This is a genomic window from Paenibacillus sp. FSL W7-1088 (assembly GCF_037969855.1).
GTDB lineage: Bacteria > Bacillota > Bacilli > Paenibacillales > Paenibacillaceae > Paenibacillus.
Window position 1 is genome coordinate 524,814 of the sequence record NZ_CP150216.1, and the last position, 14,828, is coordinate 539,641.

Genomic DNA, 14,828 nt, shown 5'->3' on the forward strand with positions numbered 1-14,828 from the left:
AAGCATAACACTCGGGCGAGGTCGTTCGGGAGTTATGCTTTTTTACATCTTCGTAAATATGGAATAGTTTGCCAAAGTAAAAACAATCATGCTACGATATTTGTAAACACTGCCTTTAATTTGATAAGAGAAGGAGATGTGGATTATAACTACCCATAAGATTTCCCATGACACCATGGCAACTGAAATTATCTCGCATTATTCCATAGAAAAGCCTTCGGTTTCCTTTATCCGACATAATGAAAATCTAACGTATCAGGTGGTTGATGAATCAACCGGACAGAAGTATCTATTGCGAATACATAAAGCCGCTTTTGCAAGCATGACGGGCATTCAGCATACACGACCTGCACTTGAAGCAGAGATGAATCTACTTCATGAATTACGGGCTACCAGTCCATTGCGGGTGCAGACACCCGTTCGCAATACATCGGATGAGTGGGTTACCGTCTGGTTGGACGAAACAGGAGAAGAGATCTGTTGTACTGTTCTGGAATGGATTGAGGGCAGGGATATCAAGCAGGGAGAACGTCTGACAACAGCGCAGATTCATGATTTGGGTGTACAGTTGCAGATATTGCATCAATATGGACGACGACCGAAGGAAACTCCCAAGCCGGGGGCTGGTTCATGGGAGTCTGAAAGCGGACAGCAGGTGAATGACCGTGAACAGCATGCTGATAAGACGACCATCTCAGGGGAGTATACCGATAGCGACAGCCCTACCTTGAAGCAAAAGGAAGTAAGACCAGCCTATGGCTCGATCAAAGAGAATCTGGTCATGCTGGAGCAATTGGAGGAAGGCGTTAGACGTGGCATCTTTACTCCTGAAGATTTCGATCTGATTCGCGAGACGTTTGAGAACATTAACGGGCAACTCGATACGTATCCGTATAATGCTGAGACATGGGGAATAATTCACGGGGATATTACTCGCGGCAATCTGTTAGTGACGGATCAAGGCATATCCATGATTGATTTTTGTTTATACGGTTATGGCTACTATCTGTTTGATGCCGGTGGTGCAGCTCTTATTTTCAATCCGGAGGAACGGGATGTCTTCCTATCGGGTTATACGGAGCAGACAGGACCACTAACGAAGCGTGATATTCGGTTAATGGAAGGATTCATGCTGATCTTTACGTTTGGCTATTTCGCATTCCAGATGGAGAATGAATCCAGGTACGAATGGATGAAAGAGCGAATGCATCTTATATGCAGCAAATTTTGCAGACCATATCTGCAGAATGAGAGTATTTTCTATGATTTATAATTTATGATTTCAAGTGGGTGGGTAGCGCTATGAAGGAAATCCGTACAAAGAGAGCTGCATCAAATGGGCAGTCTGGTGGCTGGAAGCATGCCGGATTGCTGCTTAGTGGAGTGGGCATATCCAATCTGGGTGATTTCATATATATTGTGGCAATTAACCTGATGGTTTTGGATATGACACAGTCTCCAGCGGCAGTCGCAGGGTTATGGATTATCTCGCCGATTGCTTCGGTGTGTACTAAGTTTTGGTCAGGCAGCCTGATTGATCGTTATGATCAGAGGCAGTTGATGATTGGTGCTGATATGCTACGGGCATTGTTGGTGGCGATGCTCCCACTGATGTCCAGTCTATGGATGATGTACGCAGTGATGTTTCTGATCAGCATGTCCTCCTCCATATTTGTCCCTTCCTCTCAGGTATACATTACCCGGCTGGTGCCTGCTGAACGGCGCAAGCGCTTTAATTCCCTACAAGCTCTGATCAGCTCAGGGGCATTTATTACCGGTCCGGCAGTTGCAGGAGTGATGCTGATATATTTATCTCCTTCGGCAGCCATTTATGCCAATGCGGCTTCCTTTGCTGCTTCTGCATTGATTCTAATGTTTCTTCCCAAACTGGGCATTGGAGAACAGAATATAGGGACAGGCAGCAGACTGACCCCTCGGATGGTAGCCCAGGATTGGAGAGCTGTACTGAGCTTTAGCCGGAAGTCGGGCTACGTGGTCGGTATATATGCTCTGTTCCAGATTATTCTGGTCGTCGGCATGTCGCTGGATGCCCAGGAAGTGGTATTTATCCGTCAGGTGATGAACCTGCCTGAATCGCAGTACGGAGCATTAATGAGTATCACCGGGATTGGTTATTTGGCAGGCTCCATGCTGGTTTGGCTGTTCGCCAAACATTTGCCGATCCGTCACATGATGGGTGGCGGTGTACTTCTGGTTGCGCTGGGTTATTTCCTGTTCGCCCGTTCATTCTCGTTTGAGCTGGCGGCGGTTGCTTTTATTCTGCTCGGTCTCTGTTCGGCACTGGCGAATACGGGCCTGGTTACCTTTTATCAAAATAATATCCCTGTGGATATGATGGGGCGAATGAGCAGTGTACTTGGACTGGTGTTAAGTGTGCTGCAGGTGGCTTCCATTTTGATTGCAGGGGTAATAGCAGAGCAGTTGTCACTTCGTATGGTATATACAGTTGTATCTGGGGTCATGCTGTTAGCTGCGTTGGGATTGTGGGTGACGAGCATGTTTCCTTCCCGAAGCAGGTATTACGATGAACCGGCGAAGTCCAAGGCGATGGTGGGGTAACAGGCAGAAATAAGGCAATTCCAGTACAGAATAATGGTTGCCTGAATACCCGAACCGTTCAGTGGAACATAACATAAATAGTATTAAACACAGATATTGGCTAATAGAAAATGAAAAATGTATACGCTTTCTAGATGAAACGCATTAACACATTCATGTGATGAAAGTTTACAGTTCATCAGTTTATCTTGTGTATAAAATGGAAAAAAACAAATATTCACAAAGAAATCGTTAAGTTTGTTGACACTGATCTTCCTGTCGATTAATCTTAATGAGAAAGTATTAAAAACTTCAATTATCGTTCTGGTACAAGATCAGAATGGTTCCATACAGCGAATGATAGCGAGCGGGAGAGACCTGGGCATGTCGAGTAAAATGGCAGCTGTCGGGCACCGAAGGAGCAAGCTGCTGCGCACCCGGCGCAGCGGTTAATCTCTCAGGTAAATGTACCATCGTTGGACGCAACTCTGGAGAGTGCGCAAACTGCGCCACCCAAGGGGTATATGGTCAAGCAGCACGGTGTGCAGGGTGACATCACCTGTGAATACAGGGATGCATCGATTCGCCGCGCTTCTTATCATGAAACTCTCAGGTATCGAGGACAGAGAGAGGGCCTAGGGCCTTCTTCTGTCCTTTTCTCATGTCATCATTCAGTAATAAAGGAACATTATGGGTGTACGTCTGGATGAAAATGACGATTATAAATGGAGGGTTTGCGATGCGTTTTAAAGACGTTTTTTCAATTATTGGTCCGTCCATGACAGGTCCATCAAGTTCACATACGGCTGGAGCGGCAAGATTGGGGCGAATTGCTCGTCAGTGGCTGGGATGCACGCCTGAACGCGCCCGATTAACGCTGTACGGCTCGTTCGCCGATACGTATCAGGGGCATGGTACGGATCTTGCGTTGATCGGTGGCCTGCTTGATTATGTGACGGATGATCCACGTATACCGGATGCAGAACAATATGCAGAGGAAGCGGGGATGGAGGTAGAGTTTTTTACAAGCGGCCTGCCTGCTCCTCATCCAAATACGGTCAAGATTGAACTGTGGCATGGAGACCGTCAATGCTCACTAATTGGTGCTTCCATTGGCGGAGGTAGTGTATCGGTGCATGCATTGAATGATTTTCGTGTACAGATCAGCGGAGAGTTTCCCACACTTGTACTGCGCCATTCGGACAAAGCAGGGGTGCTCGCTTCCGTAACCTCCACCATCAGTTCGTCCGGGGTGAACATCGGGTACATGCAAGTGGATCGGAAAGCCCGGGATGGTGAAGCATTAACAGCGATGGAGATGGATGGTGTGCCGAATCCTGAGATGTTGAACCGTCTGCGGTCACTGGATCATATGCTGGACATTCGCGTGATTGATTTAAAGAGAGGGGTCGAGCCTGATGCGGTTTAAACATCTACATGAACTGAATACCATCTGTACAGCAGAATCCAAGACCATTGCCGAGCTGATGATCGAAGAGCAGGTTCAGGAGACGAATATCCCGGAAGCGGATGTTGTACGGCAGATGTCGGATTACTATCAGGTGATGAAGGAAGCTGTACACAAAGGGCTGACAGAAGATACGACATCACGCAGCGGTTTGACTGGCGGAGACGGCAAAAAAATGGCTGAGTACATTCGTAAAGGTGAGACTTGTTCTGGAGATGCTTCTGCACTGGCCATGGCGTATGCCCTTTGTGTATCGGAAGTGAATGCCTCCATGGGCCGGATCGTAGCGACACCGACAGCCGGTTCTTGCGGCATCATTCCGGGTGTGTTTATCAGCTCCCAAGAGCGTTTTGGCTGGAGTGACGAGCATCTGGTGAACGGTCTGTTCTGTGCGGGAGCGATTGGTTATGTCATTGCCAACAATTCATTTATCTCCGGTGCCGAGGGTGGCTGTCAGGCTGAAGTGGGTTCTGCCATCGGTATGGCCGCTGGAGCCATGGTGGAGCTGCGAGGAGGGACGCCGGAGCAAGTGGTTCATGCGGTTGGCCTCGCGTTAAAAAATACATTAGGCCTCATCTGCGATCCAGTGGCAGGCCTCGTGGAAATTCCGTGCATCGTCCGTAACGGACTGGGTGCCGTAACCGCTTTGGCTGCAGCCGACATGGCGCTGGCCGGGGTACGAAGTGCAATTCCTTCTGACGAAGTCATTGATGTCATGCTGGAAGTGGGCAGTGCGATGCCGAGCAGGCACCGTGAAACGGCCCAAGGTGGGCTTGCCCAAACACCGACAGGACGGAAAATGATGGAGAAGCTTGCTAAACCGAAGGCGAAGCGTGCTGAGCCTGAGGCTGAAGCTGAGTCCCCTGCTGAAAATAAACCAGAAGCCAAGGCATAACATCCATGAACGAACATGAACTGAATTTAACTCGTGGAGTGAACGGTGATCTGTTCCCATCATAATATAAAAGCCGATACGAATTCTTCCTGATGAAGAAGCGTATCGGCTTTTTTGCTTATTCGGGGTTGCTTTCAATGCGTTGGAATGGCAAGGACACCACAATATGAAGATGCTATGCGATATCTGTACTTAGTACAGCATATCCGTATGCGGGCAACTCAACGACCAGGATTCCTTCTTCCTTGGCTGTGCGATAATTCTCGCCAAATAACTCCGTCCATTCCCCTGCGCCCGCCTCCAGCTCGACGATCGCTGTTTCTTCCGAACGATTGAACAGGATCAGAATACGCTCATTATCATCCTGTCGTTCCATCACAAGCTGGCTCCCGCCTTCACGGGCCTGCAGGAATCGAATGCTGCCTTCTGCACGCAGGGCAGGATGGGCATGACGAAGTGCAATCAGCTTTTGATAAAAGGTGAACAGCTCGCGGTCCTGCTTCGTCTCATCCCACTCCATACATTTCCGACAACCGGGATCATGCTCTCCGTCCAGCCCAATCTCGTCTCCGTAATAGATGCACGGAGTACCCATATAAGTGAATTGGAACAGCGCAGCCAGTTTCATCTTCCGCTGGTCGCCCTCACATAAGGTGAGCAGCCGTGGTGTATCGTGGCTGTCCAGCAGGTTGAATGCCACTTCGCTGGCTTGCAGCGGATAGCGGGACAGTTGTCGACCGATCGAGTTCGCGAATTGGTCGGCATGCATGGCATCTTTTACAAAAAAGCGATTTACGGCTTCCGTAAATGGATAGTTCATCGAGGCATCGAACTGATCACCTTGCAGCCAGGAGGAGGACTCATTCCATACCTCACCCAAGATATAGGCATCCGGATTCGCAGCCTTCACTACACGGCGGAAGTCGCGCCAGAACGCATTATCCACTTCATCCGCGACATCCAGCCGCCAGCCGTCGGTACCCACTTCCTTAATCCAGTATTCCGCCACCTCCAGCAAATACGCCTTCACCTCCGGATTTTCCGTGTTCAGCTTCGGCATGTGAGCTTCGAATCCAAACGTTTCATACGTAGGAATGCCATCCTTCACCTCCAGCGGGAATTCATGCACATGGAACCAGTCCTTGTATTTGGAATTCTCCCCGTTCTTCTGCACATCAACAAACGGCGCGAACGTCTTCCCGGAATGATTAAACACCGCATCCAGCAGCACCCGGATTCCGCGTGCATGGCACAGCTCAACAAGCCGTTTGACCGTATCTGCATCACCAAAATGACGATCTACTCGCAGATAATCTTCGGTATCGTATTTGTGATTGGTCGTTGCCTCGAAGATCGGTGTGAAATAAATGGCGTTAATACCCAACTCTTCAAGGTAATCCAGATGGTCGATGACGCCCTGGAGATCACCGCCGAAGAAGTTAAACGGGGTCGGCTTGCCTCCCCACTGTTCCACATGTTCCGGATTGAGGTCGGGGTTGCCATTTGCGAATCGTTCAGGGAAGATCTGATAGAAAATTGCATCCTTAACCCATGCAGGCGGTGTAAATACAGCCCCAGGGTGGATATATGGGAACTGGAACATGTGACCAGGGTCGTCGGGTTCATGGTCTTGGAAATCCGTTTCGGTCATCCAGATTTGTTCTGTGCCACTTTTCAGCAGGAAGGAATACTTCAGTCGATGATACGGAGGCTTTACTTGCCCCTCATAATAGTCGAACATGGAGTCGGATGTATATTTGGTTAAAGGAACCAGCTCTTTGGTGCGATCCCAGGCGTATTTGTCCCCAGTCAGGGCATGTACCTCGGTAAGATCATTCTTTTTGGCACGCAGACGCAGACGAATGGTATCCTTATCGTAGGCATAGGCCCAGTTCCGTTTTGGTTGATGATAGATGGCTTCCAGCAGCATGTTGAATTTCCTCCCGTCGTATACACATGTATTATGTGAGCAAGTCGAAGCATTCGATGCAGAATTATGCGAAGCGGATGATTAAGGTATAATTTAAAATAAAAGGACATCAATGATTGCGGAATCAACATTTGTACAATTTATATAAACAAGATATCTCATTATGTTTCAAATATATAATTAACCCAAAGGGTGCAGAAAGGAAACGAATACACGCATGAAAACGAAACTGTTATACATTGAAGACGATACGGAAATTGCCACCTGGGTCAGAGCCGACTTGGAGGAGCGTGGATATGAGGTGCTGTGGCTCGGAAGTGGTGAAGGTGCGGCTGAAGCTGCCGGGGGCTGTTCGTTGGTTATTCTGGATGTCATGCTGCCGGGACTGGATGGATTTACGGTAGGACAGCGACTCAAAAAGGAACATCCAGAAGTGCCCATTGTCATGCTTTCGGCCAGAACGTCCATTGACGACAAGCTGCATGGGCTTGATTTTGCCGATGATTATGTAACCAAGCCATTCCATCCCGATGAACTCGCCGCACGGATTGAAGTCCAGCTTCGAAAGGCAGGAACGGCAATCTCCGCCGATACCGTGGTGAAACTGGACCACCTGTCCATCTACGAGAAGGACCACCGGATCGTGAATGAGGAGACGGGGGAAGAAATTATTTTATCAGGTAAACAGTTTCATATCTTCGCCTACCTGCTCAGGCATATGGGCATGATTCGAACCAAGGAACAGATCTACGAAGCCGTTTGGAACGAATCTTACCTCGACGGAGACAAGACATTAATGGTACATATTCGGCATCTGCGTGAGAAGCTGGAGCGTGATCCGGCGAACCCGACTATCATTCAGACCGTTCGCGGTGTCGGGTATCGTGTGAAGAAGCCATGAGCAAAAAGGCGACGATGCGCGATTCATCCAATAGGGATAGAGGAGTGAAACGAAGCTTTCCAGGCAAACGGAAAATGCGTTTTGGACGGACCCTGATGTCCCGATATATTCTTCTGATCTTGGCAGCGGTTTTGTTTGTGCCGGTCATTCTCCCCATTACATCCATCATCTATGTGGTGGTGGTGAACAATACAAATAAAGAGAATACGGCACCTTATGGGGATAGCACGAAAATCAGTAACCTGTGGACCCGGGAATCCGAGAAGCTGGATGGGGCGACATCTGAAAAAATCAATCAACGTATGGAGCAGCTGCACCGCAAATATCCCAAATCTTCGATGTACCGTGTGGATCAAAAAGGTGAAACAGCATTTATTCTCGCTGGAGAGGATGTTGATGTATCGGAATCCACCGTGGATGGAACAACAATGACGACATTGAAGTGGACGTTGAATCATCAGACAACCGAGACCCGGATTCCTTCGATATGGAATGCAAACACCTCCCTGGAGTTTATGAAGGAAGCCTCCTATCGTGATCCGCTAACGGTGGTTTCTTTTGTAGGGGGAGATAGTGAAGACAAGGGACAAGGCTTTATGGTGATTGAAGTCCCAAGGTATCTTTTGCAAAAGCCGCAGAACAACTGGCCTATGGAACTCTTGTATTTGGGTGGACTGATGATGATTATCTTCCTGTTATTTATCATCATGTCGATCCTGTTCTTTGCGCGAATTCGCAAGCGGCTCATCCGGCTCCAGACGGCGATGATCACTCCGGGCAAGGAGGGTATTCCACTTCCTGTTGAGATTCGCAGATCAGACGAGATCGGGCAGCTGGAAGAATCGTTCAATGAAATGGTGCATCAGTTGACAGACAGCCGTCACCGGGAGCGGGAGGAAGAGCAGCTTCGCAAACGTCTTGTCGCGGGACTGTCGCATGATCTGCGCACACCGCTGACTGTTATTCGTGGACATATGCATTCTCTTCACAAAGAACCACTAAGCACGGCTGCGGATACTTCATTGCGTCGTATGGAAGCCAAGATGGATGACTTGAGCGGACTGATCGATAACATGTTGTCGTACAACCTGCTCACCAGCGGAAAATATACATTGAAGCTGGAACTGAAGGACGTCCTGCGAATCGTCAGAGAAACGGCAGCAGCATGGTATCCTGTGTGGGAGAAAGAGCAGTTTGAGATTGATATCGATCTGCCGGAAGAACCATTGACTTGGCAGGTGGATGAGCAGGGATTGCGTCGTGTTCTTGATAACCTGTTTCAGAATGTCATCCGCCATGCAGCGAGTGGGAGATATATTGGCATATCGACAGAACAGATCCATGGGGAGGTAGCTCTTGTCATTCAAGATAGGGGACCAGGATTGCAGGAAGATTCGGATACCAAGGGAACAGGTCTCGGGTTATCTATCGTGGATCTGCTGATTCGTGAGATGGGTCTGCGGAAGAGGGTGGACAGCTCCGAGAACGGACTGCGGGTGTGCCTCTATAGCGGCGAGGGAGCTGGGAAACCAAGGGCCTAACCTTTTTTTAAACTAAACTTAAACTTCAGGCGACTTCAGCTTTAACCTTGGAAGGTTACGATGATATCCGAGGTGATCAAACAGTGAGTAATAACATTATTCAAACCGCTAACTTATGGAAAACATACCGGGACCGTGCGGCGGTCCGTGAACTTGATTTGCATATTAAAAAGGGAGACATTTACGGCTTCCTTGGTCCCAACGGCGCTGGTAAAACAACAACCATTCGTATGCTTCTTGGCTTAATCAAGCCAACCAAAGGTGTCATCCGTGTATTCGACAAGGATATCCGCAAAGATCGCATGGACATTCTGCGACGTGTAGGGTCATTGGTTGAATATCCTTCATACTATGGACACCTGAACGCCGTGGAGAATCTGGAAACCTTGCGTCGGATATTGAATGTCCCCAAATCGAGGATTGCCGAAGTTCTTTCCATTGTGGATCTGACCCGGGATGCCAAACGTTCCGTAAAAGGTTATTCGCTTGGAATGAAACAGCGTCTGGGGATTGCAAGTGCCCTGCTGGGCGAGCCGGAGCTGCTAATTTTGGACGAGCCGACGAACGGCCTTGATCCGGCGGGCATTCAGGAGATTAGGGAATTAATCAAACGCATGCCGCTGGAGCACGGCATTACCGTCCTGGTGTCCAGCCATTTGCTGAGTGAAGTGGAACAGATGGCGAGCCGGGTCGGCATTATCCGTGAGGGGAAAATGGTCCTTCAGGATACGATTGCCAATCTGCATAGCCAGACGGGCAGTTCCATTCGACTGACGGTTTCCGAGCCGGAAGAGGCGATGAAGCTGGCAAGAGAGCAGGGACAATTCGGTCAACGTGAAGGAGCCGCGCTCACGTTCCCGTATATGGATAATAGCGCGATTGCATTGCTGGTTCGCCGATTGGTTGAGCAGGATCACGCAGTCTATCGTGTGGAAGAGCACCGTCAATCCCTGGAAGACTTGTTCATGCGAGTCATCGGTGAGGGGGCAACGGTATGACGGGCCGTGCGTTATCGTCCGATTGGCTCAAAATTCGTGGCAAAGGTATCTGGTTCCTCGTTTTCTTGGCCCCCATCGGACTGACAGCGATGCAAGCTTTGAATTTCGGGCTTCGTTTGGACTATCTGAAAGAACAGTATGGGGGCCATCTGTGGGAGAGTTTGCTGGATAATGTGGTTGTTTTTGTACCACTTGCCTTGATGCTGGGGGCGACGATCCTCAGCTCAATGATCGCAAATGTGGAACATGAACAGGGATCGTGGAAGCAATTGCTGGCGATGCCGATCTCGAGACCTGCGGTATACCTGGCCAAGTTCCTGCTCGCTTGTATGCTGCTCATCATCTCCTGTTTGTTATTAACAGCGGGAATTATTGGTCTGGGTCTGGTGCTTGGATTCAACGCGGGTGAGATTCCCTGGATACATGCAATCAAGCTGGGTTTACTGCCACTGGCTGGCGCGCTTCCGGTGTTATCGCTGGAGCTATGGCTGACAATGGTAAACAAAAATCAGGCTCTTCCCGTCACGCTTGGCATTGTCCTCGCGGTAATGGGCATGTTCGCACTAAGTATCTCACCGTACTTTCCGCTTGCATGGGCACAGATGGCTTGGGCCAGCCCAACACCATTCGTGTATGTCGGTTTGGGCGTAGGTTCGGGTCTCTTGATCATGCTGCTGGGGATGCTGCACTTTAGCCGGAAGGATGTGGCCTGAGATGAATTTTGCAACTACTTATCTTCGAATCCTGTCCTCTGAGCGGCTCAAAATGGGCAAATCACCTGTCTGGCTTCTGATTCTGCTTAGTCCATTGATCGCACTGCTTATCGGGCTGCTGTCCACACCATCAGGTCAATGGAGTGTACTTATGGGTTCAATGGTCTTTCTTCACGGTTTGTTATTGCTGCCCATTCTGACTGGTGTATTTACCTCTTTCGTCTGTCGTTTCGAGCATGCGGGGGGAGGCTGGAAACAAATGCTGGTGCTGCCGCTTACCCGTACAGGCGTATATGCAGGTAAACTGACCATCGTGATTTTGCTTCTGGCAGGCACACAATTGCTGCTGTTGGGGTCCATCCTGCTGGCGGGTACGATCCAGGGTATGACCGGTCCTATCCCTTGGGGGTTCCTTACAGGTAAGCTGCTGCTGGGACTGTTTGCTTGTGTGCCGCTCGCTGCTCTCCAAATGTTCGTTTCCTTGATATGGAGCAGCTTTGCCGCACCGCTGGCATTGAATTTTGCGTTGACCGTACCGAACATTCTGATCGTGAACTCGGCTACATTTGGCCCGTATTACCCTTGGGCGCAACCGATGATTCTAATGACACCGATCGAAGGTGGAGGATTCGGAGCGTACAATGTTCCGCTTGGGACCATGCTGGCGGTTGTCGGGGGCAGTGCAATTCTCTTCATTTTGATTGGCGTTTTATATTTTAGAAAAAAAGAAATTTAATTACCGGATCTCACAATTCGTTGTGTAATAAATTCCTTTTAAGCAAACATAGACCTCGGTTATTGACGGACTATGTCGCTTAAAGGGGATTTTTTTGTCGTTTTTACATGGTTATGGTGAAGAGATTTTAAGCAAATTTGAACTGGAATCTGGTAAAATAAAAAAAGCTGTTTCTAGGAAGGCTTACATGGTTATTCGAGGGTAGGCCCATTTCGCAGATAATTATATTTTTTGGTTGTTAGATGAAGATATAGGCTAAGAAAAGAGGGGTAAGCCTTGGATATTAATAAAACGGAAACCCTGAAGCGCATTATTTCTGAGGGAAGTTCTTACCAATCATTGTTTTTTAATCACCCGGATGCCATATATGTGATGGACATCCATGGAAACTATATTGATGCCAATCCCTCGATTGAGAGGATTTCAGGGTATACATTTGAAGAACTCCGTCGGTTGAATCGAGATGTGATCTGTCCTCCAGAGAGCGAGGAGTTACGAGGAAAATACATTAATGAGGTACTGGCTGGGCATTCAGTCAGTAATTCAATCACGTTTTATCATAGAGACGGTTCTCTGAAACAGGCCGAGATTACCTATGTTCCCATAACGGAGAAAGATGAGATTGTAGGGATATACGGTATTGCCAGGGATGTAACTGAGATTGTAGAAGTGGAACGTAAATTGCATGAAACGCAGGAGAAATATCAGATGTTGGCGGACCATGCTCAGGATCTGATTACCACGAGTTCAATGGACGGCAAGCTGCTCTATGTTTCTCCTTCCGTCTATCCGTTGCTCGGATATCGCCCGGAAGAGGTGACAGGAAAGTCCCTGAAGGATTATTGTTACCCTGGGGATTATCCTGAACTTTTGGAGATGTCGTCGAGTGGGAATGGCTGCAAGATGCGAGTGCTTCATAAGAAAGGTCACTACATCTGGATGGAAACGCTGGCAAAGCCTGTGGCTGGAGAAGAGGGCAAAAATACTCAGATTGTAAGCATCAGCCGGGATATTACCCAGCATAAAAATGCAGAAAGACGCCTTAGAGAGAGTCGTCAACGGTACAAATCTCTCTTCGAACATAATCCGGCAGCGGTATATTCGCTCAATCTTGAAGGTAAATATACGGCAGTGAACCGAAATCTGGTCAAAATGCTGGATGTGCCTCGAAGCAAATTGATCGGGCAGTCCTTTCTTTCTCATCTGGATAAAAGTGAAGTGAACGCCGGGCAAGCCTACTTCGAACTGGTGAAGCAGGGGAAACCCCAACATTATGAAACTCGGATCGTGAATTCCAGTGGCCGGAAGGTTGATGTATCTATCATTAATGTTCCCATCATTGTGGATCAGGAACTTGTGGGTGTGTATGGGATCTTGTCTGATATTACGGAGCGCAAGGATTATACGGAGCAGATTCAGGAGCTTAGCAAACAGCATGCCCTGATTCTTAACTCGGTTACAGAGGGCATCTATGGATTGGACGCAGAGGGCATCACCCGATTTATGAATCCGGCTGCTGCTTCCATGTTTGGCTATGAAGCGGAAGAGTTTGTCGGCAAAAATTCGCATCCCATCATTCATCATTCACGTGCAGATGGCAGCTATTTCCCGAAAAATGAATGTCCTATTCATATGACGGTGATGGACGGGCAGCGTCGTACGGTGAAGGAGGATGTGTTCTGGCGCAAAGATGGAACCAGCTTTCTGGTGGAATACCAGGTTACACCGATTATTGATGAGGGCCAGATTCGCGGTGCCGTTATCGTGTTCAATGATGTGACTGGTGAGCGCGAGATTGTACGCGCCAAGGAAACTGCTGAACTGGCGGCACAGGCCAAGTCGGAATTCCTGTCCATGGTCAGTCATGAAATTCGCACACCGATGAATGGAATCGTAGGAATGACTGAATTGCTGATCGGCACGGATTTATCGGAGGAACAGCGAGAATACGCCGAGATCATCCGTGAGAGCGGGGATGCACTATTAAATATTCTGAATGACATCCTTGATTTCAGTAAATTGGAGTCTGGTAAAATGGCTTTGGCCTACGAACCGTTCTCGCTGCGCATCATGCTGGAGCAGGTTGCGGAACTTTTCTCCCCAAAAGCGGAAGAGAAGCAGTTGAAGATCCGATATCGACTCAATCCCGATATTCCCGAGTTTATGGTGGGAGATGCGATGCGTATTCGGCAAATTCTCGTCAATCTGGTGAGTAATGCCTTGAAGTTTACGGATCAGGGCAGCATTGATGTCACGGTGGATATTATTCGCGGCAGTCGACCGGAAGCGAGTGTGCTGGATTTTGCGGTGAAGGATACGGGGATCGGTATTCCAGAGGATAAGCTGGATCAGTTGTTCCAGTCATTCTCTCAACTGCATCCTGTAATTAACCGCAAATATGGCGGGACAGGTCTTGGATTGGTCATCTCGAAGCGACTTGTGGAGATTATGGGCGGCAGTATCAGTGTGGAGAGTGAAGATGGAAAGGGATCAACCTTCCGCTTCGCAGTGCCAGCCACAAGTGTTGATGCGACTGCAGAGGCAGAGCAATCTGCACGTCAATTCAGCCATGATCGCACACGCCAGGGTGATAAAGTGGCGATGCGAATCTTGGTGGCTGAGGACCATCCGGTAAACCGAAAGATTTTGACAGAATATCTGGAGAAGCTTGGTTACCAAGCGGATGTATGCACCAATGGGGTTGAAGCGATCGAGGCTATTTCACAAAATGCCTATGATATTGTTCTTATGGATCTTCAGATGCCTGTTATGGATGGGCTGAAAGCGACAGACCTTGTACACCGATTAATTCCGCAGGAGCGAATTCCGGCTATTATAGCGGTAACCGGAAATGCCAAACGTGAAGACAAGGAAGCTTGTTTGGAGATTGGGATGCGCGACTTCATCAGCAAACCAATCATGCTGAGTGAATTAAAACGGGTATTACAGCAATGGGGACCAACAGATGAACCTCAGCTTGCACCGAGCTGAAGACTCGTACTCCCAAGGTGTATTAAAATAAACAAACATAAAAACGCCAATGACGCTTCTGTATCAGGAGGTTATTGGCGTTTTTGTGTTTCTGGT

General features: G+C 48.6%; 11 protein-coding genes and 1 riboswitch. Of the genes, 10 read left to right on the plus strand and 1 reads right to left on the minus strand.

The window, feature by feature from the left end; genetic code table 11:
- Positions 1-175: 175 nt before the first annotated feature.
- From MKY42_RS02520 to sdaAA, 4 genes are all read left to right on the plus strand, one after another.
- Complete coding sequence (locus MKY42_RS02520) at positions 176-1,273, plus strand: phosphotransferase (RefSeq protein WP_339848334.1); 1,098 nt, start codon at positions 176-178, stop codon at positions 1,271-1,273.
- Positions 1,274-1,302: 29 nt separating this feature from the next.
- On the plus strand, positions 1,303-2,580 hold the full coding sequence (locus tag MKY42_RS02525) for an MFS transporter (protein WP_339848336.1): 1,278 nt from the start codon (positions 1,303-1,305) through the stop codon (positions 2,578-2,580).
- A gap of 337 nt (positions 2,581-2,917) precedes the next feature.
- A riboswitch (glycine riboswitch) is annotated at positions 2,918-3,041 on the plus strand.
- Between the two features lie 257 nt (positions 3,042-3,298).
- The gene (gene sdaAB, locus MKY42_RS02530; RefSeq protein ID WP_076290630.1) at positions 3,299-3,988 is read left to right on the plus strand and encodes an L-serine ammonia-lyase, iron-sulfur-dependent subunit beta; all 690 of its coding nucleotides are present in this window, start codon (positions 3,299-3,301) and stop codon (positions 3,986-3,988) included.
- Complete coding sequence (gene sdaAA / locus MKY42_RS02535; protein ID WP_179261968.1) at positions 3,978-4,922, plus strand: L-serine ammonia-lyase, iron-sulfur-dependent, subunit alpha; 945 nt, start codon at positions 3,978-3,980, stop codon at positions 4,920-4,922. The genes sdaAB and sdaAA overlap by 11 nt, the downstream gene beginning before the upstream one ends.
- A gap of 175 nt (positions 4,923-5,097) precedes the next feature.
- Here the strand turns inward: sdaAA and MKY42_RS02540 are convergent, their stop codons facing one another.
- Positions 5,098-6,852, minus strand: coding sequence for an alpha-glycosidase (locus MKY42_RS02540; RefSeq protein ID WP_339848341.1), 1,755 nt, complete (start codon positions 6,850-6,852; stop codon positions 5,098-5,100).
- A gap of 217 nt (positions 6,853-7,069) precedes the next feature.
- Between MKY42_RS02540 and MKY42_RS02545 the strand changes: the two genes are divergently transcribed.
- The 6 genes from MKY42_RS02545 to MKY42_RS02570 all read left to right on the plus strand — a co-directional run bounded on the left by MKY42_RS02545 (position 7,070) and on the right by MKY42_RS02570 (position 14,732).
- Positions 7,070-7,753 (plus strand): response regulator transcription factor, encoded by a 684-nt coding sequence (locus tag MKY42_RS02545; protein WP_090904148.1) that lies wholly within the window; start codon positions 7,070-7,072, stop codon positions 7,751-7,753.
- Positions 7,750-9,294: a HAMP domain-containing sensor histidine kinase gene (locus tag MKY42_RS02550; protein WP_179261964.1), complete on the plus strand. Its 1,545-nt coding sequence runs from the start codon at positions 7,750-7,752 to the stop codon at positions 9,292-9,294. The genes MKY42_RS02545 and MKY42_RS02550 overlap by 4 nt, the downstream gene beginning before the upstream one ends.
- An 83-nt stretch (positions 9,295-9,377) precedes the next feature.
- Positions 9,378-10,292: an ABC transporter ATP-binding protein gene (locus MKY42_RS02555; protein ID WP_090904351.1), complete on the plus strand. Its 915-nt coding sequence runs from the start codon at positions 9,378-9,380 to the stop codon at positions 10,290-10,292.
- Positions 10,289-11,005: an ABC transporter permease gene (locus MKY42_RS02560; RefSeq protein WP_339848345.1), complete on the plus strand. Its 717-nt coding sequence runs from the start codon at positions 10,289-10,291 to the stop codon at positions 11,003-11,005. Before MKY42_RS02555 ends, MKY42_RS02560 begins: the two co-directional genes overlap by 4 nt.
- A 1-nt stretch (position 11,006) precedes the next feature.
- A complete protein-coding gene (locus MKY42_RS02565; RefSeq protein WP_090904150.1) occupies positions 11,007-11,741 on the plus strand; it encodes an ABC transporter permease in 735 nt (244 codons plus the stop codon).
- Positions 11,742-12,017: 276 nt separating this feature from the next.
- Positions 12,018-14,732 carry a PAS domain S-box protein gene (locus MKY42_RS02570; protein WP_339848348.1) on the plus strand — a complete coding sequence of 905 codons (2,715 nt, stop codon included), beginning with the start codon at positions 12,018-12,020 and terminating at the stop codon, positions 14,730-14,732.
- Positions 14,733-14,828: the final 96 nt, after the last annotated feature.

Coding starts and splice junctions, on each gene's coding strand:
- MKY42_RS02560 (WP_339848345.1), top strand. CDS start 10,289: ATGACGGGCCGTGCGTTATCGTCCGATTGGCTCAAAATTCGTGGCAAA.
- MKY42_RS02525 (WP_339848336.1), top strand. CDS start 1,303: ATGAAGGAAATCCGTACAAAGAGAGCTGCATCAAATGGGCAGTCTGGT.
- sdaAA (WP_179261968.1), top strand. CDS start 3,978: ATGCGGTTTAAACATCTACATGAACTGAATACCATCTGTACAGCAGAA.
- MKY42_RS02565 (WP_090904150.1), top strand. CDS start 11,007: ATGAATTTTGCAACTACTTATCTTCGAATCCTGTCCTCTGAGCGGCTC.
- MKY42_RS02540 (WP_339848341.1), bottom strand. CDS start 6,852: ATGCTGCTGGAAGCCATCTATCATCAACCAAAACGGAACTGGGCCTAT.
- MKY42_RS02520 (WP_339848334.1), top strand. CDS start 176: ATGGCAACTGAAATTATCTCGCATTATTCCATAGAAAAGCCTTCGGTT.
- sdaAB (WP_076290630.1), top strand. CDS start 3,299: ATGCGTTTTAAAGACGTTTTTTCAATTATTGGTCCGTCCATGACAGGT.
- MKY42_RS02545 (WP_090904148.1), top strand. CDS start 7,070: ATGAAAACGAAACTGTTATACATTGAAGACGATACGGAAATTGCCACC.
- MKY42_RS02550 (WP_179261964.1), top strand. CDS start 7,750: ATGAGCAAAAAGGCGACGATGCGCGATTCATCCAATAGGGATAGAGGA.